This is a genomic window from Streptomyces sp. NPDC043861, from assembly GCF_056435905.1.
In genome coordinates this window covers 1-24,230 of sequence record NZ_JBWKDP010000019.1, presented here as the reverse complement: position 1 = coordinate 24,230, position 24,230 = coordinate 1, and the positions used below count along the sequence as shown (strand labels likewise).

Annotated in this window: 22 protein-coding genes and 2 pseudogenes; 17 read left to right on the top strand and 7 right to left on the bottom strand. The window is 69.1% G+C overall.

Translation table 11 applies throughout. The features are described from left to right. The first annotated feature begins 2 nt into the window (after positions 1-2). The 11 genes from AC068D_RS32255 (at position 3) to AC068D_RS32205 (ending at position 10,746) form a co-directional block, all read left to right on the top strand. Positions 3-989, top strand: coding sequence for a phage tail tube protein (locus tag AC068D_RS32255; RefSeq protein ID WP_478826679.1), 987 nt, complete (start codon positions 3-5; stop codon positions 987-989). Between the two features lie 16 nt (positions 990-1,005). After that, positions 1,006-1,524 carry a hypothetical protein gene (locus AC068D_RS32250; RefSeq protein ID WP_478826678.1) on the top strand — a complete coding sequence of 173 codons (519 nt, stop codon included), beginning with the start codon at positions 1,006-1,008 and terminating at the stop codon, positions 1,522-1,524. A gap of 12 nt (positions 1,525-1,536) precedes the next feature. Continuing rightward, entirely contained in the window at positions 1,537-2,037 is a 501-nt protein-coding gene (locus tag AC068D_RS32245) for a hypothetical protein (protein WP_478826677.1), read from the top strand. A gap of 72 nt (positions 2,038-2,109) precedes the next feature. Then, a complete protein-coding gene (locus AC068D_RS32240; protein WP_478826676.1) occupies positions 2,110-5,346 on the top strand; it encodes a hypothetical protein in 3,237 nt (1,078 codons plus the stop codon). Beyond that, complete coding sequence (locus tag AC068D_RS32235; protein ID WP_478826675.1) at positions 5,343-7,664, top strand: carbohydrate binding domain-containing protein; 2,322 nt, start codon at positions 5,343-5,345, stop codon at positions 7,662-7,664. The genes AC068D_RS32240 and AC068D_RS32235 overlap by 4 nt, the downstream gene beginning before the upstream one ends. A 9-nt stretch (positions 7,665-7,673) precedes the next feature. After that, entirely contained in the window at positions 7,674-8,081 is a 408-nt protein-coding gene (locus AC068D_RS32230; RefSeq protein WP_478826674.1) for a hypothetical protein, read from the top strand. Then, positions 8,078-8,569 (top strand): hypothetical protein, encoded by a 492-nt coding sequence (locus AC068D_RS32225; protein WP_478826673.1) that lies wholly within the window; start codon positions 8,078-8,080, stop codon positions 8,567-8,569. The genes AC068D_RS32230 and AC068D_RS32225 overlap by 4 nt, the downstream gene beginning before the upstream one ends. 67 nt (positions 8,570-8,636) lie before the next feature. Further along, on the top strand, positions 8,637-9,551 hold the full coding sequence (locus tag AC068D_RS32220; RefSeq protein WP_478826672.1) for a hypothetical protein: 915 nt from the start codon (positions 8,637-8,639) through the stop codon (positions 9,549-9,551). A gap of 15 nt (positions 9,552-9,566) precedes the next feature. Further along, entirely contained in the window at positions 9,567-9,779 is a 213-nt protein-coding gene (locus tag AC068D_RS32215; RefSeq protein WP_478826671.1) for a holin, read from the top strand. Positions 9,780-9,791: 12 nt separating this feature from the next. Beyond that, positions 9,792-10,103, top strand: a complete 312-nt coding sequence (locus AC068D_RS32210) for a hypothetical protein (RefSeq protein WP_478826670.1) — start codon at positions 9,792-9,794, stop codon at positions 10,101-10,103. A gap of 1 nt (position 10,104) precedes the next feature. Beyond that, entirely contained in the window at positions 10,105-10,746 is a 642-nt protein-coding gene (locus AC068D_RS32205; protein WP_478826669.1) for a collagen-like protein, read from the top strand. Between the two features lie 56 nt (positions 10,747-10,802). Here AC068D_RS32205 and AC068D_RS32200 read toward each other — a convergent pair whose 3' ends face one another. Together AC068D_RS32200 and AC068D_RS32195 are read right to left on the bottom strand one after the other, a co-directional pair. Continuing rightward, positions 10,803-11,123: a 4a-hydroxytetrahydrobiopterin dehydratase gene (locus AC068D_RS32200; protein ID WP_478826668.1), complete on the bottom strand. Its 321-nt coding sequence runs from the start codon at positions 11,121-11,123 to the stop codon at positions 10,803-10,805. A gap of 2 nt (positions 11,124-11,125) precedes the next feature. Next, on the bottom strand, positions 11,126-12,370 hold the full coding sequence (locus tag AC068D_RS32195) for a Twin-arginine translocation pathway signal (RefSeq protein ID WP_478826667.1): 1,245 nt from the start codon (positions 12,368-12,370) through the stop codon (positions 11,126-11,128). Positions 12,371-12,482: 112 nt separating this feature from the next. On the opposite strand from AC068D_RS32195, the gene AC068D_RS32190 reads away from it, so the two are divergent. Both AC068D_RS32190 and AC068D_RS32185 read left to right on the top strand, forming a co-directional pair. Then, positions 12,483-12,707 carry a hypothetical protein gene (locus tag AC068D_RS32190; protein WP_478826666.1) on the top strand — a complete coding sequence of 75 codons (225 nt, stop codon included), beginning with the start codon at positions 12,483-12,485 and terminating at the stop codon, positions 12,705-12,707. A gap of 499 nt (positions 12,708-13,206) precedes the next feature. Then, on the top strand, positions 13,207-13,659 hold the full coding sequence (locus AC068D_RS32185; RefSeq protein WP_478826665.1) for a hypothetical protein: 453 nt from the start codon (positions 13,207-13,209) through the stop codon (positions 13,657-13,659). 74 nt (positions 13,660-13,733) lie between these two features. On the opposite strand, the gene AC068D_RS32180 is transcribed toward AC068D_RS32185, so the two are convergent. The 3 genes and pseudogenes from AC068D_RS32180 to ssd all read right to left on the bottom strand — a co-directional run bounded on the left by AC068D_RS32180 (position 13,734) and on the right by ssd (position 15,855). Further along, positions 13,734-13,937, bottom strand: a complete 204-nt coding sequence (locus AC068D_RS32180; protein ID WP_478826664.1) for a hypothetical protein — start codon at positions 13,935-13,937, stop codon at positions 13,734-13,736. 236 nt (positions 13,938-14,173) lie between these two features. After that, positions 14,174-14,752: pseudogene (locus AC068D_RS32175) on the bottom strand (ATPase, T2SS/T4P/T4SS family); the annotation flags it as partial. Beyond that, complete coding sequence (gene ssd / locus AC068D_RS32170; protein WP_478826663.1) at positions 14,749-15,855, bottom strand: septum site-determining protein Ssd; 1,107 nt, start codon at positions 15,853-15,855, stop codon at positions 14,749-14,751. The gene ssd and the pseudogene AC068D_RS32175, both read right to left, overlap by 4 nt. A gap of 695 nt (positions 15,856-16,550) precedes the next feature. Between ssd and AC068D_RS32165 the strand changes: the two genes are divergently transcribed. Continuing rightward, complete coding sequence (locus tag AC068D_RS32165; RefSeq protein WP_478826662.1) at positions 16,551-17,393, top strand: HAD family hydrolase; 843 nt, start codon at positions 16,551-16,553, stop codon at positions 17,391-17,393. A gap of 356 nt (positions 17,394-17,749) precedes the next feature. On the opposite strand, the gene AC068D_RS32160 is transcribed toward AC068D_RS32165, so the two are convergent. Beyond that, positions 17,750-18,574, bottom strand: coding sequence for a Fic family protein (locus AC068D_RS32160; protein WP_478826661.1), 825 nt, complete (start codon positions 18,572-18,574; stop codon positions 17,750-17,752). A gap of 102 nt (positions 18,575-18,676) precedes the next feature. Between AC068D_RS32160 and AC068D_RS32155 the strand changes: the two genes are divergently transcribed. Beyond that, positions 18,677-19,672, top strand: a complete 996-nt coding sequence (locus AC068D_RS32155) for an ATP-binding protein (RefSeq protein ID WP_478826660.1) — start codon at positions 18,677-18,679, stop codon at positions 19,670-19,672. A gap of 113 nt (positions 19,673-19,785) precedes the next feature. On the opposite strand, the gene AC068D_RS32150 is transcribed toward AC068D_RS32155, so the two are convergent. Beyond that, the gene (locus AC068D_RS32150; RefSeq protein WP_478826659.1) at positions 19,786-21,057 is read right to left on the bottom strand and encodes a polysaccharide deacetylase family protein; all 1,272 of its coding nucleotides are present in this window, start codon (positions 21,055-21,057) and stop codon (positions 19,786-19,788) included. Positions 21,058-21,404: 347 nt separating this feature from the next. Here AC068D_RS32150 and AC068D_RS32145 point away from each other — a divergent pair, with 347 nt between their 5' ends. After that, the gene (locus tag AC068D_RS32145) at positions 21,405-23,864 is read left to right on the top strand and encodes a bifunctional SulP family inorganic anion transporter/carbonic anhydrase (RefSeq protein ID WP_478826658.1); all 2,460 of its coding nucleotides are present in this window, start codon (positions 21,405-21,407) and stop codon (positions 23,862-23,864) included. A gap of 49 nt (positions 23,865-23,913) precedes the next feature. Further along, a pseudogene (locus AC068D_RS32140) lies at positions 23,914-24,230 on the top strand (hypothetical protein); the annotation flags it as partial.

Here is a 24,230-nt window from a genome sequence, read left to right as displayed (position 1 = left end):
CGATGGCGATCGGATCCGGTCTCGGCGCGCAGCTCGGCATCGCCGTCGAGTCGACCTACGGCACGTTCGTCGCGCCGACCAAGTTCGTCGAGTTCACGAAGGAAAGTCTCCAGCTGAAGAAAACCACGGCGCAGTCGAGCGGCATCGCGGCCGGTCGGCTGATGGCGCTGTCGTCGCGCCGGGTGGTGACACAGACGGAGGGCGCCGGCTCGGTGGAGATGGAGGTCACCAACAAGGGTATGGGGCCCATCCTCCAGACCCTGATGGGCACGTCGGTGACCCCGGTGCAGCAGGCCGCGACCACGGCGTACCTGCAGACGCACACCCTGGCGGATGTGGCGGGCAAGAGCCTGACGATCCAGAAGGGCGTGCCGTTGACGACGGGCACGGTCACGGACAAGACGTTCGTTGGCTGCAAGATCACGTCGGCCGAGTTCTCCTGCTCGGTCGGGGAAATGCTCACCGCCAGCTTCGAGGTCGACTCCAAGGCCTGCGACGAGAGCCAGACGCTGGCGGCCGCGTCGTACTCGAACATGGCCCCGTTCCACTTCGCCCAGCTGGCGGTGAAGACCGGCAGCTTCGGCACGGAGACGGCGCTGGACGGCGTCCGGAAAGTCTCGGTGAAGATCGAGCGGGGCATGGCCGTGGACCGCTTCTACGCCGGGCAGTCCGGCACGAAGAAGGAACCGATCTCCAACGACCTGGTGAAGATCACCGGTTCGCTGGAGATGGACTACGTGGCGACGACCGTCGACGACCTGCACACCAGTGACGGCGCGACGTCGTGCGTCGTCGAGTGGGTCGGCCCGCTGATCGCGTCGACGTACTTCGAGACGTTCCGGATCAAGCTTCCGGCGATCCGGTTCGACGACGCACCGCCGACCGTCGAGGGCTACGAGGTCGTCAAGCCGACGTTCAACTTCACCGCCTTGTTCGACGGAACGAACGCCGTGGCCATCGAGTACATGAGCACCGACGTCACGCTCTGACCTGGAGGATCCCGACATGGCTGGTGACATCCGCATGCTGGGCACCGGCCAGCTGCTTGAGCTGCGGCGCCGCCTGCACGCTGCGGGCGGGCCGCGGCTCCAGCAGAACTTCGCCCGCCGGATCCGCCGCGCGGCCGAACCGTTGAAGGACGACCTGCAATCCACCATGCGCGGCCTGGGTTTCCGTAGCCAGGGCCGACGGGCCGGGTCGCGTGGCGGGCCGTCGCCGACCACCCGCCCGCTGCGGGCCACGATCGCCGACGCCGTCCGCATCTCCGTCCGGGGTGGAGCCAACCCCGGGGCCCGGGTGTGGGTCGACAAAGGCGCGCTGCCGGCTGATCTGCGCGGCATGCCCAAGGCGATGAACGACCCAAGCAAGCGGGTCCGCCACCCGGTGTTCGGCAACAAGCGCCGCTGGGTGAACCAGTACCCCGCCGTCCTGTGGTGGACCGACACCGTCCGCCGCCACCAACCACGCATGCGCGCCGAGGTCGAGCGCGTCGTCGACGACGTCCGCCGCTCGCTCGGCGGCTGAAAGCGAGAACCCGTGATCATCATCTACCGGCCCGAGGACGGGGCCGAAGAGCGGTACGACGTGCGCAAGGTGAAGACGTCCGAGGCGTCGATCATCGCCCGCACCATCGACATGCGCTGGCCGCAGATCAAGCAGGCGCTGCTGAACGACGACCCCGACGCGATGCGTGGCGTGGTGTGGACGCTGAAGAAGCGAGCCACCCCCAGCCTGCGGTTCAGCGAGTTCGACCCCGGCGTGGACGAGCTCACCTGCCGCTTCGACGAGCGGGAAGTCGCCGACTACGCCACCCAGATCATGGACGCGTCCGAGCACACCGACGAGTCACGCGAGCTGGCGTTCGCCGAGCTCGAGCAGTACGCCGCCGACCAGCCGGCCGCGGCCAAGGTCATCGCCGACATCCGGAACGGCGACCCAAAAGACGAGCTGAGCCTGACCTCGATGAGCGACGCGTCCAGTACCTCGGCCTCTTCGCCCACCTCCTCCACCTCGGACCGCGCGACGTCGACGAGCTGACCGTCGACGAGTTCGACACCCTCACCGCCTGGATCGACGCGCATCAGGCCCAGCAGCGGAAGGCGGTGAGCGGTGGCTGACAGCCGTATGCGGTTCGTCCTCGACGGCCGCGACAACCTGACCCGCGTCCTCAATAGCGCCGGCGACAGCGCCCGGCGACTTCACCGCCGTATCGACTCGGCGATGACGAACAGCGGCGCGGCCATGCGGCGTCTGGCGACCAGCGCCGGGCTCATGGGCCGGGACGTCACCAACGCTGCCACCAGCAGCAACAACGCTGTGCGGCGCTTCACGACCGACTCCAACGGCCGGCTGCGGGACTTGCGCGGCCGGTACCTGTCCGCGGCACAGGCGGCGCGTGCCCTGGCAGGGGACACCCGCGGTCTGCCCGACGCGCTCAACCGGGTCTCCGACTCGGCCTCCGGCGCGGCCGCGAGCCTCGGCAGCAGTGGCGGCGGGGGCGGCCTGGGCGGCGCCATGATGGGCGTCGCCGCGATCGCGGGCCTGTCGTTTCTGCCGGCCCTCGGCGCGATCGTCCCCATGGCGGCCGGAGCCGGTCTCGCTCTCGGCACCCTGAAGCTCGGTTTCAAGGGTGTTGGTGAGGCTGCGGCCCTGGCCAGCGAGGACAAGGAAGAGTACGAGAAGGCGCTTCGGAAGCTGTCGCCCGAGGCACGGTCGTTCACGAAGAACCTGGTCGGCCTGAAGCAGCAGTTCGGCGGTATCGGCCGCGAGATCCAGAAAGCCATGCTGCCCGGGTTCACCTACGCCCTGAAGCAGAGCGGCCCCCTGGTCAAGATCCTCGGCCGGGGCATGACCGAGATGGGCCGCGGGTTCGGCCAGTCCGCGGTGGGGCTCGGCCGGCTGATGAAGGACGCCGGGTTCCAGTCCGAGTTCTCCACCGTCCTCAAGCTCGGCGGCGTGTTCGTCAAGGACTTGACGTCCGGTATCGGCGGGCTGGCCCGCGGATTCCTGCGGTTCGGGGCAGCCAGCGAGCCGACGCTGCGGGCTCTGTCGGGCGGCATCCGGGACATGCTCGGTAAGGGCCTGACTGGCATGTTCCAGGGCCTGGAGCGCGGGATCGGCGGCAGCGCCGCGTTCCTCACCGGCTTCTTCGACATGATCAACCGCATCCTTCCGGCGCTCGGCCGGTTCGCGGGCGAGGTCGCCCGCACCTTCGGCCCGCTCCTCGGTGAGCTGGCGACGTCCGCAGGTCAGCGCCTCTCCGCTGTGCTGGACACGGTGGGTGCCGGAGTGCGCGGGCTGATGCCCGTCTTCCGGGACCTCGGCTACGGGGTGCAGGCCACGACGCGCCTGTTCTCCATCATCGGTCCGACGATGAAGGAGACCGCGGGCGCGATCATCGGCGCGCTGCTGCCAGCGGGGTCCGAGATCGACAAGATGAAGGGCCCGCTCCAGCGGCTGTCGGAGTCCATCCAGCGAAACAAGGGGGCCATCCAGGAGGGGGCCCGGATCCTCGCCAATTCGATCATCGACATGGCAGCGTCGGTGATCACACATCTGCCCTCAGTGGTCAGAGTGTTCAACTTCCTCTCGTCGAGCATCCTCACCGCGTTCGGCGGGATCCTGCACGGCGCGGCCACGGCGTTCGGCTGGATCCCCGGCATCGGCGACAAGCTGAAGACCGCGGACGCCGCGTTCGGCCGGTTCAAGGACTCCTGGATCCGTGGCCTGGTCGTGGCCGAGACGGAGACGGCGAGGTTCGCGCAGTCGGTGCTGCCGAAGCTTGAGCGCAATCGGCTCAAGATGAACATCTCCAACTGGGAAAGCCAGATCGCGACGGCCAAGAGCCAGTTGTCCGACAAGAACCTGCCGCCGGAGAAGCGGGCCCGGCTGCTGGCGACTATCGCCGACCTCAAGGCGAAGGTCGCACAGGCCAAGCGCGAGCTGGCCACCGTGCACGACAAGACCGTCACGATTCACACCCGGCACATCAGCACCTATACCGGTGAGTCGACGCGGCGGGACTTTAAGCCCGGCCACTATGCGGCGGGCGGCCGGCCAACGGCTGGTGAGGTCGCGTGGGTCGGCGAGAACGGCCCGGAGCTGGTGCAGTTCAACGGTGGTGAGCGGGTCTGGAACAACCGCGACTCGATGGCGCTGGCCGCGACGGCGAGCGGTCTGGCCCGCGGCATGTCCGGGGCGGGTGACGCCGCCGGGCAGGGCCTAGCCGTGGGCATGGGTGCCACCCTGTCTCTGGTCCACACGGCTGCCCGCCGGATGGCGATGGCGGTGTCCGCCGGTGTGCGGGCCGAGCTGGAGATCGCGTCTCCGTCGAAGAAGATGCAGGCGATCGCGAAGGACATCGGCGCGGGTTTGATCAAGGGCCTGACCGGGTCCCGGGCTCAGATCTCCGCGACGGCGAAGGACCTGGCGCGGGATATCGCGGCCGCGTTCAAGGGGACGCGGGCAACGGTCGATGACCGGCTGATCGCCATGGTCACTCGCAACAACAGTCGGCTGCAGGGCTTGGCAGCGAAGCGCGACAAGATCACAGCCACGCTCCGGCAGGCGGGCGAGTTCGCGACCGGGATCATCACCTCCGCCCGGGAGACCGCGACGCTGGGCAATCTCGGCATGGGCGAGGGGGAGGTGAGCGCCGGAGGGATCCGTGAGGGCCTCGGGCAGAAGCTGGCCCGGATCCAGCAGTTCACCTCCTACATCCGGATCCTGGCCCAGCGGGGCCTGAACAAGGGGCTGTTGCGGCAGATCCTGAGCATGGGCCCGGAGCAGGGCTACGAGTACGCCTCGACCCTGGTCGGCACGGGTACGTCCGCGCTGCGGCAGATCAACAGCGTTCAGGCGCAGCTCGACAAGGCGACGACGAATCTGGGCCGGGCCGGGGCCGACTCGTTGTTCGACGCGGGCAAGCAGGCCGGCAAGGGGTTCCTCGACGGTCTGGTTGAGCAGCGTGCGGCGATCGAGCGGCTCATGCTCGACATCGCCAAGTCCATGCAGAGGTCCATCAAGAAGGCGCTTGGGATCAGGAGTCCGAGCACCGTCATGGCCGAGATCGGTCGGCACACCACCAGGGGCCTGGCTGTCGGCCTGGTCCAGCAGCTGCCCGACGTGGACTCGGCACTCGGTCTGATCTCGGACCGGGTGGCGGGGACGCGGCCGACAGCCGGGCGACCGGCCGTTGCGGGCGGGGCCCGGGGCGGGATCACCGCCACGTTCCACGTGACGGCCCTGGATCCCACCGCCGCCGCGCGGGAGATCCAGCGCATGCTGCTCAAGCTCGGCCGGGACCAGGGGCTCACCATCAACGTGACAGGGGGACCGGCGGTATGACACGGGTGGTCGTCGAGGCAGGGTTCGGGTCCACGGTGTTCACGTCCCCCGCCTCGATCACGTGGACCGAAATCACGCAGTACGTCGACGTGGCCGAGTCGGGGGTGAACATCACCCGCGGAGCATCCGATGAGCGCTCCGACATCCAGCCGGGCATGTGCTCGCTGGTCCTCGACAACAGTGACGGCCGGTTTTCGCCGGGCCTGGCGTCGTCGCCGTACTACCCGAACGTCCGGAAGAACACCCCGATCCGGATCAGGGTCATCACCACCGCGAAGAACCTGATGACCAACCCGGGGTTCGAGTCGGGGGTGTCGGACTGGGTCAGCTCCGGCACCCCGACCCGGGTGGTATCCGGCACGCATGTCCAGGACGGCACTCAGGCGATGCTCATCACCTGGGGCGCCGTCCCCTCCCAGACCGTCACCTCCCCCACCATCAGCGGCCTGCAGATCGGGCAGCGCTACACCTACTCGACCTACGTGTGGGTGCCGACCGGGGACGCGACCGTGCAGCTGTCGGTGGCCGGCGGAAGCATCGGCAGCGCAAACACCACGTTCGACGCGTTCCAGCGGATCAGCGTCTCGTGGACGGCGACCGACACCAGCCACCAGGTCCGGGTCCGCGCGGTCGGCACCCCGACCGCCGGGGACCAGGTGTGGGTGGACGCAGGGCAGATCGAGGAAGCCGCCGCGCCCACGACCTACGACGGCACCGCGCCGAAGGACCATCACCGGTTCTGGGGGTCGGTCAACGACTGGCCGACCAAATGGAAAGGCCTGTACTCACAGGCGTTCGTCACCTGCACCGACCTGTTCAAGCAGCTCCACCGCCTACCCACCCTGCGGTCCTGCCTCACTCACGAGATCCTGCTCGATGCGCCGGTGGCGTACTACCCGCTCACCGAACCGTCCGACTCGACCTCGGCCGGGGACCTGTCCGGCATCACCGCCGGCCCCCTCGGCATCACCCAGGTCGTGAGCGGCGGGACGATCGAGTTCTCCTCCGCCGACGGCCCCGCCTCGACCGACGACCAGATCCCCACCTTCACCCCGGTGGGGGCGTCGCAGGGCAAATACCTGGTCGCCGATCTGGGAGACACCCTGGAGGACCGCTCATCCACCCAGCGGCACACCTTCGAGGTCTGGTTCCGCACGAGCACCGTCAGCCGCGTCATCTTCGCCCTGAACTCCACGGACGACGACTTTCAACTGATCTTCAGCCTCGACGGCTCCGGGGTCGTGCAGCTGGAATGCACCCAGATCGGCAACCCCGTCACCATCGTCGGTACCACCAGCGGCAACGTCGCCGACGGAAACCTGCACCACCTGGTGTACGACGAGTTCGCCCAGGACGTATGGCTCGACGGCGCCCTCATCGCGGTAGGCGCCGTCGACTACATGTTCCGGCTCCGGCACCTGTCGGTCGGCGGCTACAAGAACGGCCGTCTGTGGAACGGCAGCATCGGCCACCTCGCCATCTACACCACCGCGGGGATCGGAGTCGGCACAGCGGCGGCCGAGCACTACACCGCCGGGACCGCGGCGTTCTCCGGTGAGGACGCCGACGACCGGGTCACCCGGCTCGCCTCGTATGCGGGGGTCAACTCGGTGACCGTCACCGGTCTCGCGCACGACCCGGTCACCGGCCAAGGCCCCGGTGGCACGGGCGCTATGGCTCGCATCAAGGAGGTCGAGCAGACCGAGAGCTCGAAGCTCTTCGCGGAGCGGGACTGGTTCGGGCTGGCGTACCAAGGGCGGGACTTGCGCTACAACCCGGACCCTCTGTCGGAGACGTTCACGATCGCCTACGCCGACCTCGAGACGGACGACGTCGAGATCAAGGACGACGACCAGAAGTTGGTCAACACCATCTACGCCTCACGCCCGGGCGGTGCGACGCAGCGTGTCGTCAACGCGGCGAGCGTCGCCCTGCACGGCGAGTACCAGCCGGGCGGCGGGGTGTTCACCGTGCTGAAGACCACCGACAACAGCGTGCTGGACGCGGCGAACTGGATCATCTCCCGGTACGCCAACCCCGAGCCCGAACTGCGCGAGGTCCCGGTGGAAGCGTTCAGCCTGGCGAACTACTCGGACATCCTCGACGCCGACATCAGCTCGTACTTCAGCGTCACCAGCCTGCCGGCCCAGGCGCCCGCATCCACGCTGACCGTCACTGTCGAGGGCTACACCGAGACGATCAAGAACCGGTCGCACCGCATTCAGTTCCACACCTCACGCTCGACGACCGACACGGTGTGGGTCCTCGACGACCCCACCTACTCGGTCCTCGACTCCACCACCCGACTCGCCTACTAGGGGGATCCCATGCCCATCGCCGTCGTCCGCGCCGAGACGTTCTACCTGCCGCCGCCGCGCGAGCCCCGCAACCTGTGGGATGACGTCCCCGGCGCCGAGCGTGTGTTCAAGTGGATCGAGTACCGGATGGGCCGCCGCGTCGTGCTGCCCGAAGAGACGGTCGAGCAGACCTACTACGCACGGATCAACCAGAACCGATGGCTGGTCGACTGCATCTGCGGCTCCGCGCAGGTGTCCTCGCCCATCGACCAGCGGGCGGGCTGCACCGAGTGCGGCTGGGGCTGGTGCACGGTCATCTACCCCGACGACGTGGCCGCGGTCGAGGCCTCGCTCATGGGGCTGCCGCCGTACCTGCGGAACTGGTGGCATGCGGACGACCCGACGAACCCGGCCGCATCCATCGTGGGGATGCAGTGACGTTCACCCCGCGGACGTGGGCGGTGGGCGAGACCGTCACGGCCGCGATCATGAACCAGGAGATTCGCGACCAGTTCAACTCGATGTTCGCGGCCTGGACGTCGTACACCCCCAGCTGGACCGCATCGACCACGAACCCGACGCTGGGCAACGGCACCTTGACGGGCAGGCACATGAAGATCGGCCGCACCTGCCACGTGCAGATCGACCTCGTCACCGGCTCGACCACCACCTACGGATCCGGCGGCTACTCCTTCTCGCTGCCGTTCACCGCAGCATCGGTCGGCACTCGCACCGGCATCGCCCACGTCTTCCTGTCACAGCGATACCTCGGCCAGTTCCACGTCGCCGCCTCAGGCACCACCGGCACGCTGTTCTTCCCCGCCTCCGGCTCCGTCTCCAACCTGTCGCAGGCCGCGAACAACGTCCCCGTCACCTGGGCGAACGGCCTCCAGCTGCGCATCACCTTGGTCTACGAGACCACCTGACCTCCCCCGACCTCCAAGCCCCGAGCCGCCGGCCGGGGCTTTTTCTATGCCCCCGAAGGGGGAGCCCATGGCCAAGACCGGCCCACAGAAGTACCCGGGCGCCTCAACCACGTACTGGTACGGCGACCGGTACGAGGGCGCCGCGATGGAGGTGAACGTCGCCGTCTGGCACACCACCGAAGGCACCACCGTGCCCACCTACGGCGGCGGCGCGTCCGCGCCCACCATCACTGCGCTGCCCGACATCCCCAACAAGCGGCTCCGCTGGTATCAGCACTTCGACATCGACCAGTCCGCCCGCGCCCTCGTCGACCGGGCCGGCGGCATCACCACCAACCGCAACAACGCCGTCCAGATCGAGCTCGTCGGCACCTGCGACCCGGCACGCCGGGCCAGCTGGGGCACCAGGGTCGAAGGCCGGGACTACCTGTTCTGGCCGGAGGCCCCGGACTGGGCACTCGCCGAGGTCGCCAAGTTCGTGCGATGGCTGCACGACCAGCACGACGTGCCGCTCCGCGCAACCGTGACGTGGCGCGCCTACCCGGGCAGCTACGGCGTCAACGCGCCGCAGCGCCTGTCCAGCGCAGAGTTCGACGCCTACCGCGGGCACCTCGGTCACCAGCACGTCCCCGAGGGCAACGATCACGGCGACCCGGGCGACCTGAATTTCGCCCGCATCCTCGCCCACGCAACCGGCATCACCCCGGAGGAAGCCATGACCCCCGAGCAGGACGCCCGCCTCAAGGCCATCGAGACCAAGCTGAAGACGGTCGCCGAGCAGGTGCTCGTGCTCAACCGCGAACGGAAGCTCGCGCCTTGGGCGTACAAGAACGAGGCCCTCGACCCCCGCGACATGCGGCAGATCGTCGCCGACATCGACAAGAACCTGAAGGCCGTCGGCACAGCCGGCCTGACCGACGCCCAGCTGACCGCCCTTGCCGACAAGGTCGCGGACGCACTCGCCGCCCGCCTCGCGGACTAAGGAAGGACACCCGTCATGACTGCACCCATAGAGAGCAAGGTGACCGTCGCGAGCGTCGCGGCGTACCTCGGCAGCACCGGCCTGCTGGCCGTGCTCACCGCCATCCAGGACAACGCCGGCCTCGTCGCCGGACTGCCCGACGGCATCGAGCCGTTCGTGCTCGCGCTCATCCCCGCCGCCCTCACGTTCGTCGGCGGCTGGGCCGCCAAGCACACCCCGCGCATCTGATCGGAGTAGCCCGTGTCAGATGAGCTGACCCTCGGAGAGCTCGCCCGCCGCTTCGAGGACCGGCTCGGCGACGTCCGCGAGGACATCCAACAGCTCGGCGTCCGCCTCGACGGCCGCGTCTCGCTCGAGCGCTACCAGCTCGAGCGAGAGGCCCGCGACAAAGAAGTCGCCGCGATCAGCGAGCGAGTCAAAGGACTCGAGGACGCGGCGAAGGAGAAAGAGAAGCAGCGGCAGAACGACCGGCGCCTGATCTTCTTCAGCCTCGTCGTGCCCGTGCTGCTTCTCGCCATCCAGCTGTACAACGCCAACAAGGGGGCGGCGTGAGGTGAGTTCACACAAGCTGCAGCGGCGCGACCCGGTCGCCCTGCTGCTGGGTATCTTCCTCGCCCTCCTGGTGGTGTTCATCTGGTGGCAGAGCAGCCAACTCACCCAGGACATCCGAACCCTCAACAGCAACCTGCGCACCTCGAACCAGGCCCGGGATGCCCTGGCCGCCCAGGTGCAGCGGCTCGGCGGCAAGCCGATCGCCGGGCCACCCGGCAGCCGGGGCGAACCCGGCGAGGGCATCATCGGGCCGCAGGGACCACAGGGCGACCCGGGCCCGATCGGACCATCCGGGCCTGTGGGCCCGACCGGCCAGCCCGGCGACGACGGCACGGCCGGCATCGCGCAGACCGGCGCCCCAGGAAGCAATGGATCCGACGGCGCCGATGGTGCCGCTGGCCCGGCTGGTCCCCCCGGACCGCAGGGTGAACCCGGACCCGTGGGGCCCCAAGGCGAGCGGGGCGAGCAGGGGCCGGCCGGGGAGGACGGCCGGGACGGGCAAAGCTGTCCGTCCGGCTACAGCTGGCAGCCCACCAAGGACGACCCCGACGCGCTCGTCTGCAGGAAGGACGGTGCACCCGAACCCTCCAGCCCCGGGCTCATCACCCTCGGCCTCGACCCGCAACGCCGCCAGTACCCATGACACGACGCGCCCCCTCTCACCGTCGGGTGGGAGGGGGCGCATTCGTGCGCTCTGGCTCAGTCCTCGACGGGCTCGGCTCCATGCGCGGCCGCGATCTGATCGATACGCGAGGCGAGATCGAAGTCAGCGGCAGTCAACTTGTGTCCGGCATCGTGCGTGGTGATGCCGAAGCGCAGCCGCCCCCACCGCAAATCGATATCCGCGTGGTGGCTGATGAGCCGCTCAACGTCAGCGACATGCACGATCATCGCCACACCGCCGTGATACCGGATACCGAACGACCGCGTGATCTCGTTGCCCTCGCGTCGCCAGCCTGGCGCGTCCGCCAAGGCGGCCGCGATCTCGTCCTCGGTCAGTGGCACCGGTGCTTCCGCCACGGTCAGCTCCCCTCCGTTACAGGCGCCAGCACCTCGGCGAGGTCCCGGCCGACCGGAGCATCCTGCCACGGCCGCATAGCCCGCTCCAGCGTGTCCAACTCCCTGCGCATCCGGGCGGATCGCGTCTCAACCGCGATCGTCGCCGCAGTTCGGGCGATCTCCAACGCATGGTCCGGCTCCCGCGCTGCAGCTGCCGCCGTGGCGTGCCGGGCCAGGTACACGCCCCGGTCCCGTCGGGCAGTCTCCGGAACGATGGCAAGCACCTGTGACCACAGCGACACCGCCTCGGAACCGAGCCCGAGACGGCCGTAACAGGTGGCCCGCTGCACCTCCAGGTACCCAGGCGTGCGCCGACACGCGTTACCCCACGGCAGGTCGTCGTCAACGCGACCGAGAAGACCGCCCGCCCGGTCGAGCAGCTGGTCGACGGAACTGCGGTCACCGGTGAGGCTCGCCCCGTGGGCCTGCTGCTGCATCGCCATAATGCGCACCTTCGGCACGAGACGGCTGCCCTCATCGAGCGCGGCCTCACACAGGTCGATGACCGCTGGCCCATCGCCCAGGTCGGTGCGGACCTGCGCCTGGTTGACGAGGCTGTAGCCGATGAGATGCGGGTCGCGGGAGCGCATCGCTATCTCCTGCGTCACCCCGCGCCAGAACGCGGCACCGTCCATGTCGCCAGCGTCCTGGTACAACCAGCCGACAAGGGCGGCGTAGGCGGCGCCGACACGGAGCAGGCCGCGGCGGGTCTCGCCCTTCGCCGACCGGATCAGCTTGTCGATCAGCTGGTACTGCGCAGACACGGTGCCGATCAGGTCGTGCGGACCGAGGAACATGTCCGCTCGGTAGTGCCCCTCGAGCTGCTGCTGGAAGTAGTCGATCAGGGCAGGGTCAACATGCTGCGGCGCCGCGGGTCCGGGGACGAGGGCGGCAGCAGTGACTGATACGAATGCGCGGCGCTTCACGTCGTCCTCGCGGTGGTGCTCTGGCCGGATCCATCCCGGCGGGGTAGTGAACCCCAGGTCCTCGGGCCAGCGTCCCAGCACATCGTGCAGCACGATCGCGGTCTCTTCGGCTGGCCAGCCGGGGCGGTCGCTCTCCCACCTGCGCCATGTCCGGGCGGACACGGTGAACTGACGATCGTCGAGGAGCTGCTGCCCGTGCTGCTGCAGGCCTGCGGCAGCGGCCTCGACAGTTCGCCAGCCTTTGCGTAAGCGGGCTGCTCTCAGCGCATCGTTGCGGCCCATCCGCCCAGTGTGAGGTGTCATCGATCGCGCCTTCGGCCGTGGCCGCAACATGGCCGCACGTGGCCATCCCGCGGCCTATTTCCGTCTCGACGTGCAGAGCCATCATCCACCTGTGACTACCGGACGTACACAGAACGCCACAGGCCGCGCGCTCCCGCCGGTCGGCAGACTGTCGCAGCGGCAGCAGCGCGGCATGGACTGCGTCCACTGCGGCATCGTCCTCACCCCGCAGACTGCGGTCGACGTTGAGGGCGAGCACTACTTCCGCCGCGGCGGTACGCGCACCCGCTGGTACCCCCGCGCCTGCCGCACCTGCCCGAAGGGCGGCCGGTCGTGATCTGCGCAAAGTGCCATGAAGGCATCCGCCGCGACCAGCAGTACGAGCGGCGAGACATCCACTCCGCCTCAGGCCCTGGCTGCGTCGTGTACTTCCACCTCGTGTGCCCGCCACAGCCGCGCCACTGAGACTCCCCGCCCGCTGTCAATGCGGCGACTTGTGGCAGCGGGCGGGGCCACAAGCCCCCGCCTCGGTCGCTTCTCCCTGGCAGGACCGCGACCGAGACGGGCGGGCCCAACCCCATGGGCGGGCCCATCGCAAGTGCACGACGACGAGGAGAGGGACTCCTCGTTGACAGCACACCGGAGGTCACCATGCGGTATCGCCTGGATGTGGTCAAGAACGGCGGCGGCGAGGACGACGGCAAGGGCGGCAACCCGCCCACCGGCGACTCCGACGACGGCCGCCAGTACAACCGCTGACGCCCACCGTGTGACGCACCACCGGCCCGGCACTCCTGGGGGTGCCGGGCCACCTACCGAACGAGGGGACGAGGAACGTGGCAAGAACCGTGACGGGCGCAGGCAGGGTGACCGTACTGCCCCTGCTCCACATGTGGCCCGACCAGTACTGCGTGCTCGCGTACACGGCGGCTGGCGAGCTCGGCGACACTGCGGTCGTCGGCTACGTGCCCGTTCCAGGCGTCCCGGACGTGTCCCTGATGGACGTCGCCGCGCGGCACGAGCCGCAGCGACTGTACGGATCGTCGAACGGCTCCGGCTTCGCCGACGCCTGCTGGCTGATCTGCACCGGCTGGTCCGGCCGCGGCATGCCCAAGCCGGGCACGCGCGAGCTGAAGGCCGCCGTGTGGACGCTGCAGACCGATAGGACCGTGGAGCTGGGGAAGACGATGTACGGATACGACCGGCTGCACGTCGGCAGGCTCACTCTCGACGACGCCGAGCTGATGCGCCAGGCGCAGAGTGTGATCGCTGCCGGCGTCTGCGTGTAGCTGACCTCAGACCGACCCGGCCCGCCGTCCCCCCGGCTGGCCGGGGCTCCTGTGTGTGTCGACGCGAAGTCCTTTCAGCGGTTCCCTTCATCCTCGATAGAGATCATGGCGCCGCGAGGGTAGGTGCGCTCCATTGGCGGGATACCGAGCTCTTCGGTGTCGACGAACCGGGTGACCAAGCGGTAGGTGTCGCTACCAGTTGGCTCGACATCGGTCACTACCTGCGTCAGACCGATGCGCATGCCGGGCGCCACCCTTTCGATCGGAATCTGCACCATCGATCTCACCTCCTGGTCTCGCGTCAGATAGGCCCCTCTTCCACCCTGCACCGCCCACTGCGCCAGCACACCTCGATGGGTGTCGCACGCACCTTGGAATCCAAGGCACGTGACGCGGGGCGGGCGGCACCCTCGAAGCAGGGGGAAAACGTGCAGGCCAGAGAGGCGCGACATCGCACTACGGACGGCTGCAAAGTGATCACTCAGTAGAGGTGCCCTAATCCATCCTTGGGGTTGCCCGAGCCGGTGCCACCGCTGATCAGATAGGAGACCCTCGCCTCGATCAGCTCCCTCAGCAGCCGATCGCCGCCCGGCGGTACCGTCCCCGCCGCGACGAGCTCGCTCAGCGAGAAGGCCCTGGGACGCACCACCCGCAGCGAGAGACATGTCGAGCCGACCGCCACCGGTGGCAGCACCGCATGCATCCGGGTGCCGTCCGGGAGTCTGGCGTCCACCCAGGGCCTGGCATCGTCCAGCCGCCGCCCCGCCACCGCCGCGAGCCGCTGCGCCAGCCTGCGCACGGCCGCCGCGTCGGAGAATGTGATGTCGGTGAGCTGGAGCCCGCCGCCACGGTCCACCCACACCCGGTCCGGCGCGGAAACCAGCACGTCCGTGACGTCAGGGTCGGCGAGCAGCGGCTCCAACGGCCCTGTTCCCACCAGCTCGCAGCGCAGCTCCTCCGCGGCGCCGAGCACCTCCGCGTCCCCGAGAAGCCGCCCCTGTGCCCGAAGTGCGGCCGCGACCCTGGCCGGTGTCGGCTCCGCGCCGCTCTCGGCGAGCCGCTGCCTCACCGCTTCGAGCAGCATCGCGGTCATGAGGTGCCACCGCCGGCGAGTACCTGCTCCCAGAAAGCCGAGCAGAACCGGGCCAGTGGCCCGCGTGCGACGGCACCGGGCGGGATGCCGCCCTCCAGGTCGGCGAACAGTCCTGCATCCACAGGCAGTTCGCCCGCCAGTGGCAGTCCGAGTGCATCGGCCACCCACTGCTCGTCCAGTCCCGACGCATACGGCCCACGCACCACGACCCGTAGATCGCCGAGCACCATGCCCACGGTCGACGCGACACGCCTCGCCGCGGCCACGGCACGGAGTTCGCCCGGCACGACCAGCAGCCCGAGATCCAGCTGAGCCAGCGCCTCGGCGACACCTTCGTCGACCCGGCGGGGCAGATCCACGATCACCGCTCCGCCGCGTCTGCGCGCCGCCGCCAGCACCGAGCTCACGGCCTCCGGAGGCACCAGCACCGAATCGCCTCTGTCCCAGCTGAGCACCCGCAGCCCATGCACCGAAGGCAGCGACTCCTCGAGGGCGCCGCCCGCCACCCTGCCCTTGGACGCCGCGAAATCTGGCCAGCGCCTGCCCTGGACCTGCTCCCCGCCCAGGAGGACGTCGAGACCGCCGCCGAGCGGATCACCGTCGACGAGCATCGTGCGCCGCCCTTCGCGGGCGGCCGTCACGGCGAGCGCGGCGGCCAGTGTGGACGCTCCCGCTCCGCCCCGGCCGCCGATCACGCCGACCGTGAGGGCAGGGCGTCCGACGCCTTCGGCCACATCGGCGATCCTGTCCACGAGCCAGCCCTCGGCCTCGGGCAGCCTCACCACACACTCCGCGCCGAGCTCCACGGCCCGTCGCCACACCTGTGGATCGTCCTGGTCCCGGCCGACCAGCAGGACACCGCGCCTGCGCGAGGCTCCTGCGCAGCGGGCCGCCGCATCGTCCCCGACCAGCACGAGTGGCGCGCTCTCCCAACTCCGCCTTCCCTCGGGCACCGCATGGTGCACCTGCGGCTCGGCGCCCGCCGCCGCGCACAGCCGCAGGAGATCGTCGAGCAGCTCCAGGTCCTCCGTGACGATCAGAGGACCCTCGCGGCGTTCATCGCTGAACTGCCGCTCGGCAGGAGCATCCGGGGTGCTGGACACCGAGGACGTCCCGCCCTCCACCCTGGCCACCGACGACGCACCGGACACACCGGGCCCATCGAGCGCGTCCGTTGCCCCGGGCGGGCCGGGGGGTGGGCCGGATGCACCGAATGTTCGATACCGGCCGAACATATTGGAAGCACCGGATGTGCCGGTCGTATCGGATGTGATGGAACCCGCCACGATTTCTCCCCCTCTCACCACGCCCACGCGGTGGATGTCACGGGCCGGCGCACCCGGCCCGGATCTGCGATTCCTTCGGTCCGTGAACTTCACGGACGGAATCACCGTGGACTGCGCAGGAAAATCGCGTGGATCTTGCTCCAAAACTGTGGACAACTCACCGCATGTGAATATCCCGGTAGCCCATACCGGTGACTTCCGGTATGACTTCCACAGCGCAGCAAAGCGACTACACAGCGTGACGGACTGGAGGTGTCGGAGGGCGGTGCCCATCAAGCGACACAAGCCGGTCAAAGCGCCGAGACGGTCGGCCAGGAGCGGAGAAAACGGGTCCGGACATGCGACGACCCCCGCCGGGGGGGAGAGCGGGGGTCGTCCCCACGGCCGACTCGGGGGGGGAGGAGCCGGACCGGGTTAGCACGGTCGCGAACGATCCGTGACTTCCATGGTGTACCCGAGAGCCTTCTCAGGCAAACCCACACGCCGCAGCTTACGCCGAATGGTGGGCGCCTATGCTCAACGTCGTGGAAAACCACTCCTTGCCGCGCACAGCAGCCTTCTTCGACCTGGACAAGACGGTCATTGCGAAGTCATCGACGCTGACCTTCAGCAAGTCCTTCTACCAAGGAGGACTGATCAACCGGCGTGCCGTACTGCGGACCGCCTACTCCCAGTTCATCTTCCTCGCAGGCGGCGCGGACCACGACCAGATGGAGCGGATGCGCCAGTATCTCTCCGCGCTCTGCAAAGGCTGGAACGTTCGTCTGGTCAAGGAGATCGTGGCCGAGACCCTCCACGGTCTGATCGACCCGATCATCTACGACGAGGCGGCATCTCTCATCGAGGAGCACCACGCCGCCGGCCGCGACGTGGTCATCGTCTCCACCTCCGGCTCGGAGGTCGTCGAACCGATCGGCGAGCTGCTCGGGGCCGACCGTGTCGTCGCGACCCGGATGGTCGTCGGCGACGACGGCTGCTACACCGGTGAGATCGAGTACTACGCGTACGGGCCGACCAAGGCCGAGGCGGTCAGGGAACTTGCCGCGTCCGAGGGGTACGACCTGTCGCGCTGTTACGCCTACAGCGACTCCATCACCGATGTCCCCATGCTGCAGTCAGTCGGTCACCCGTACGCGGTCAACCCGGACCGGGCATTGCGTCGGGAGGCCACGTCCCGCGGGTGGCCGGTTCTCGTTTTCAACCGACCGGTACGACTGAAACAACGAATCCCCGCACTCACGTTGCCGCCGCGTCCCGCATTGGTCGCGGCGGCTGCGATCGGTGCGGCAGCGGCCACCGCCGGACTCGTCTGGTACGCGAGCCGGCGTCGCAATGGCTCCATTACCCGTATTTGAACCTAAAAGTAAAGAAGTGCAGCCAGGGGTTCCGCTTGACGTGCCGCTGGAGTACAAAGGACTCAACGGCCCGCGAGACCTGGGACATCCGAGAGGATCACCTTCTACGCAACAAAGGCCCCACGGACCGAAGCATGGACGCCTAGCACCCACGCGACGTCGACCCGTCGATTACGGGCCAGCCGCACCAGGTGACGGACAAAGTTTCCGACCTGATGGGCAACATATCGAGGACGCTTGGTAACTGGGTGGTCATGCCAGCGGCGGTACCAATTCCGGTACCGCCGCAACCCTTTGTGCGGTCCGCTCCCGCAGGCACCGCCCGGGAGCCGCGTGGCCGGCAGCCGCAACCGCGGTCAGGCCGCACCCCTCTGCAGGGCCTCACAGACCGCGGTCGACTCCCGCACACCCAGCTCCACCGCTCGGCCGCAGTGCGCGATCCAGGCGCCCATCCCCTCCGGCGTTCCCGACAGATAGCCGTCGAAGGCGGCGATGTACGCCGCGCGGCCGAGTTCCGCATGGCCCACCTCGGCGGGGCAGATCGACTTGGGGTCGAGTCCGCTTCCCACCAGGACGATGCGCTCGGCGGCCCGGGCGACCAGCCCGTTGGACGAGGAGAACGGGCGCAGCGCGAGCAGTTCGCCGTGGACGACCGAGGCCATCACCAGCGCCGGGGCCGAACTGCCCGCAATGATCAGCCCGGAGAGCCCGTCGAGCCGCCCGGCCACCTCGTCCGCGTCCGGGAGCGGTGCAGCGATGAGCGGCTCGTCGACCGTCTCACCCGCGAGCCGCGGCCGGCCCACCCTCTCGTCCGGCGCCGCGCCGCCCGCTGCCACCAGATGCAGCCGCGCCAGCACCCGCAGCGGAGACTGCCGCCAGATCGACAGCAACTGACCGGACTCGGCGGTCAGCCTCAGCGCGGCTCCGACGGTACGCGCCTCGTCCTCGGCGCCGAAATCGCTGCGCCGTCGCACCTCCTCGAGTGCCCAGTCGGCACCCGAGAGCGCGGCTGAGGCGCGCGCCCCCCGGAGCGCCGCCTCCGAAGCGACCTCATTGCTGCGGCGGCGCATGACCCGGTGCCCGTAGACCCGGTCGACCGCCTTGCGCACGGAATCCACGGCTTCCACGACCCCGGGCAGCGCGCCCAGTGCGGCCAAGGGGTCGGAGGGGTTCGTACTCATAAGTAGGGAGGCTACGCGCCTCGGGCCCGCGCCCCACGTTGGAGTGGTCTTCTTCACGCCCCGCAACCACTCCCGGCAACCGAACGGCTACCGTTGGTGAACATGAAGATCGCTTTCGTAGGGAAGGGCGGCAGCGGCAAGACCACGCTGTCCTCACTTTTCATCCGCCACCTCGCGGCACAGCGGGCCCCTGTCGTCGCGGTGGACGCCGACATCAACCAGCACCTGGGACCGGCCCTGGGCCTCGACGAGGACGAGGCCCGGTCGCTGCCCGCGATGGGCGCACACCTCACGCTCATCAAGGACTACTTGCGCGGGACGAATCCACGGATCTCCTCGGCCACGACGATGATCAAGACGACGCCTCCCGGCGAGGGGTCACGGCTGCTGCGCGTCCGCGAGAACAACCCGGTCTACGCGGCGTGCGCCAGGTCCGTCCGGCTGGACGGCGGCGAGATCCGGCTGATGGTGACGGGGCCGTTCACCGAATCCGATCTCGGGGTGGCCTGCTACCACTCGAAGGTCGGAGCGGTGGAGCTGTGCCTCAACCATCTGGTCGACGGCCCGGACGAGTACGTCGTGGTCGACATGACGGCCGGTTCCGATTCCTTCGCCTCCGGGATGTTCACCCGCTTCGACATGACGTTTCTCGTCGCTGAGCCGACGCGCAAGGGCGTCTCCGTGTACCGGCAGTACAAGGAGTACGCGAGGGACTTCGGTGTCTCGCTCAAGGTCGTCGGCAACAAGGTGCAGGGTCCGGACGATCTGGAGTTCCTTCACGAGCAGGTGGGTGACGACCTGCTGGTCGCCGTCGGCCACTCGGACTGGGTGCGGGCGATGGAGAAGGGCCGCGCGCCCCGCTTCGACCGGCTGGAGGAGCACAACCGCGCCGCGCTGAACACACTGCGGAGCGCGGCCGACGAGTCGTACGGACGCCGCGACTGGGAGCGCTACACGCAACAGATGGTGCACTTCCATCTGAAGAACGCGGAGAGCTGGGGCAACGCGAAGACCGGGGCGGACCTGGCCGCGCAGGTCGACCCCGCCTTCGTGCTCGGGGAGCGCGCCTCGCGGACCGGCGCCCCCCAGCCCGCCTGACCCGGGCAGAACCGGGTCGGGCGGGCGACGCCGAATCAGCACCGGTCCGGCGGAGCACCCGGGTCCGGGGGCGCACTCGCGCCCCCGGACCGTGGCGCATCGCGGTCGAGCGCCTAGGCGGAACCCGGCGACGCGGCCCCGTCGGACCGGGGGGTCATCAAGGCTTCCCAGCCCTCCCTCGGCGCCTCACCCACTCCGAGCGTCCGCAGCCTCGCCAGGACCTCCGGGTCCTGTGCGTCGAGCCAGTCCACGAGTTGCCGGAACGACACGCACTTCACGTCCCGCTTGCCGCACACCGCCGCGATGGTCTCCTCGACGGCGCGCATGTACGTGCCGCCGTTCCAGGACTCGAAGTGGTTGCCGATGACCAGCGGGGCCCGGTTTCCCTCGTACGCGCGGTCGAACGCCCGGATCAGGCCGTCGCGCATCTGGTCGCCCCAGTACTGGTACATGTTGGGGTCGCCCTGCGTGACCTCGGACTGGTTGACCATGAAGTTGTAGTCCATGGACAGGGTCTCGAAGGCGCGGCCCGGGACCGGGACCATCTGCAGCGGGAGGTCCCAGAGACCCAGTTCCTTGTCCGGCCAGACCTGCTCGCCGCCGCCGCTGGCGTCGTAGCGGAAGCCCAGCTCGCTCGCGGCCAGCATGAAGTTCTTGCGGCCCTCGAGGCAGGGCGTGCGTGCGCCGATGAGCTCGTTCTCGTAGTCGAAGGGCAGCGGCGGCTCGGAGGCGAGGTCGGCGTTGGTCTTCCAGTTCTTCACAAAGGACTTGGCCTGGCCGATCTCGTTCTCCCACTCCTCGACCGACCAGGTGCCGACGCCGCCGTCGGGGCCGCAGAAGTGGCCGTTGAAGTGGGTGCCGATCTCGTTGCCCTCGAGCCAGGCACCGCGCAGTTCGCGCACGGTGTCCCTGATCCCCTGGATGTCGTTGAAGCCGATGTCGGAGCGGCCGGGTGAGTGCTGGGGCGGGTCGTACAACGTCGCCCTCTCCTCCGGCAGCAGATACACGCCGCTCAGGAAGTAGGTCATGGTCGCGTCGTACTTCCGGCCCACCTCGCGGAAGTGGGAGAAGAGTTGCTGGGTGTCCTCGCCGGCTCCGTCCCACGAGAACACCACGAACTGCGGTGGCTGCTGACCCGGCTTCAGGCGCTTGGGTCTGGGCAGTCCCGGCTGGGCTCCGGTGTACGCGGTGGAGCCGTCGCCGATGAGGCGGGCCGGACTGTTGGGCGCGGCGGCACCCTGCTTCGCACCCGGTGGACCCTGGAGCGGACCGGACCCGGAACGGGCGTCGGAACCGGTACCGCCGGCGCCGGAACATCCGGCGAGTCCGACGGCGAGCGCCGTGACGGCAGCGCCGAATGCGAACTTCCTCGTGGCGGCCGGCATCCATCCACCTCTTCCCTCATTTGCAGTGATTTGATGCTTATCAGCTGATATTTCTGCCCATGCCGAGAAGCTCGCATCAGGGGGGCGAGGGGGGAGCGCGACAAGCCGAGCCAGGATGACTAATCACTGGATCGGGTGAACCAATGCCCTATTTGCCCCGAAAATCATGCCGCAGTCTTTACTCAGCATTACGATCCATTTACCGAGAGTTGAGACTCAGTCCGATCGCCGCATGGGCTGTCGGGCGAGTCGAGGCTCGGCCCGACCATCCCGCCACTGCACGCCGTGACCCACGGCCGCGACCCCCACAATCCGCGACCGCGCAGCCCCGGAGGAGACGGGAAAACATGTCTGCTTGCTTCCCCCCGCGCACCAACCGTCCGGACCGTGAGCCCGACGATCAGGGCACCGGCTCCACACGGGCCGAGCACACCGCTACCGACACCACCCGCTACCAGCGCCCGCACAGCCCGCCGGCACAGGCATCTGCATCCGCACCCGTGCCTCACCGGCGTCCCGGTGGTGGCCACGGCCCCGGCGCCCGCTTCCGGATTGCGGGCGCCGATCTGTCCGCCTCGATCAGCGTCTTTCTGATCGCACTGCCTCTCTCCCTCGGCATCGCCCTGGCCACCGGAGCGCCCCTGCAGGCAGGACTCGTCGCCGCCGCAGTGGGCGGTGTCCTGGTCGGCCTTCTCGGCGGAGCCCCGCTCCAGGTCAGCGGCCCGGCGGCCGGGCTCACCGTGGTCACGGCCGATCTGATCCAGCGCTACGGCTGGCGCACGACCTGCGCCATCACCGTGCTCGCCGGCCTCACCCAACTCGCCCTGTCCGCCCTACGAGTGGCCCGGACTGCTCTCGCCGTCAGTCCTGCGATCGTCCACGGCATGCTGGCCGGCATCGGTGTCACGATCGCCCTGGCCCAGCTGCACATCGTTCTCGGCGGGAGCCCGCAGAGCTCCGCGCTCGACAACGTCATCGGCCTGCCGGACCAGCTGGCGGATCTCCACATCGCCGCGCTGTCGGTCAGCATCCTGACCATCGCCGTGCTGCTCGCCTGGCCACGCATCCCGGGACGCACCGGCCGCGTGGTGCGGAAGATCCCCGCCGCTCTCGCCTCGGTCGTAGCAGCCACCGCACTGGCCACATTCGCCGGGCTCAGTCTGCCCCGCGTCGACCTGCCGTCCTGGCGCAGTCATGCCCTGCCCGAGCTCCCCGAGGGGCCGGTGCTCGGACTTCTCGCCGCCGTTCTGACCATCACTCTGGTCGGCAGCGTCGAGTCGCTGCTCTCCGCGGTCGCCGTCGACAAGCTGATCGCGGCTCGCAAGGAGCCCGACGTCCACATCCCCCGTGCCCACCTCGACCACGAGCTCAGGGGGCAGGGTGCGGCGAACGTCGTGTCCGGCGCGCTCGGCGGACTTCCGGTCACCGGCGTTGCCGTGCGCAGCACGGCCAATGTGTCGGCCGGCGCCGTCAGCCGTCACTCGACCATGCTCCACGGCCTGTGGATCGCCGTGGCCGCCCTGCTGCTGGTGCCCCTCCTGGACCTGATCCCCCTGGCCGCGCTCGCCGCGTTGGTCATGGCTGTCGGTATCCAGATGGTCAACATCACCCATATGCGCACCGTGCAGCGGAACCGGGAAATGCCGGTCTACGTGGCCACGACGGCCGCCGTCGTGCTCACCGGCGTACTGGAGGGTGTCGCCATCGGCATCGCGGTGGCCGTCGCGGTCGCGCTGCACCGGCTGACCAGGACGCGGATCACCATGGAGGAGTGCGAAGGGATCCACCGGGTGCGGGTGCAGGGACAGTTGACGTTCCTGGCCGTGCCCCGGCTGAGCCGGATCCTCGGACAGGTACCGCCCGACGCGGACACCGTTGTGGAGCTCGACGGGTCGTTCATGGACCATGCGGCCTACGAGGCGCTACACGACTGGCAGGCTGCCCATGAAACACACGGCGGAAAGGTCGAGTTCACGGGCCGCTCCGGCGGCCGGATCGCCGACCCCGCCCCCGAGTCGCACGCGTGCTGCAGGCCATGGACGCCCTGGCGGAACCACCACTGCGGGGAGCACCCCGCGGCAGCCCCCGAGCAGCAGCCGACGGACTCCAAGCAGCAACTGGCCAGCGGGCTCAGCTCCTTCCAGCGCAATACGGCACCCCTGGTGCGTGACGAGCTGGCCCGGCTCGCCCGAGAAGGGCAGCGGCCCTCCCAGCTCTTTCTGACCTGCGCCGACTCCCGGCTCGTCACGAGCATGATCACCGCCAGCGGCCCCGGCGATCTGTTCACCGTGCGGAACGTGGGCAATCTCGTGCCCAGACCCGGCGAGGAGAGCGGCGACGACTCGGTCGCGGCCGCGATCGAGTACGCGGTGGACGTGCTGCAGGTGGAATCGATCACCGTCTGCGGCCACTCCGGCTGCGGGGCGATGCAGGCCCTGCTGAACAGTCCGGAGGGCGGCGGAGGCTCCGGGACTCCGCTGCAGCGCTGGCTGCGGCACGGGCAGCCCAGTCTTGAGCGGATGAAGTCCCGGCAGCACTCCTGGGCCAGGATCGCCGGAAGGCTGCCGGCCGATGCGGTGGAGCAACTGTGCCTGACCAATGTGGTCCAGCAGCTGGAGCACCTGCGGGCGCACGAGGCGGTGGCGCGCGGGCTCAGAACGGGCACGCTTCAGCTGCACGGGATGTACTTCCACGTCGGTGAGGCGCAGGCCTATCTGCTCGCCGGCGACGAAGCGCCCGGCTGTGCCGAAGAGGTCTTCGACCGGGTGGCTCCCGGGCCGCAGGCCCTCGAGCACACACCCGCTTGACCGCCTGCGACCCATCGGGCGCGCCCTGAACCAACCCGGCGCGGCAGCCGTGAGAACGTGTGACCCCTCCTTCCCACCGCCCGGGGAGGAGGGGCCGCTGTCCCGTCCGGAAGCCCACGGCTCGGCTCTTCGTCGACCCACGACTCGAACCTCGACAGGTCTAAACCATTCCCCGGAGACCTCTTGTCACCCGGGCATCTGGCTGATGAGCTATGGCCTGGGACACATAGGCACATAGAGCGCCCTGGGAAAGGGAGAAGTCGTGAGCAACGAGAGCCTGGCCAATTTGCTCAAGGAGGAGCGGCGGTTTGCGCCGCCTGCCGAGGTGGCTGCGGATGCGAATGTGACGGCTGCGGCGTATGAGCG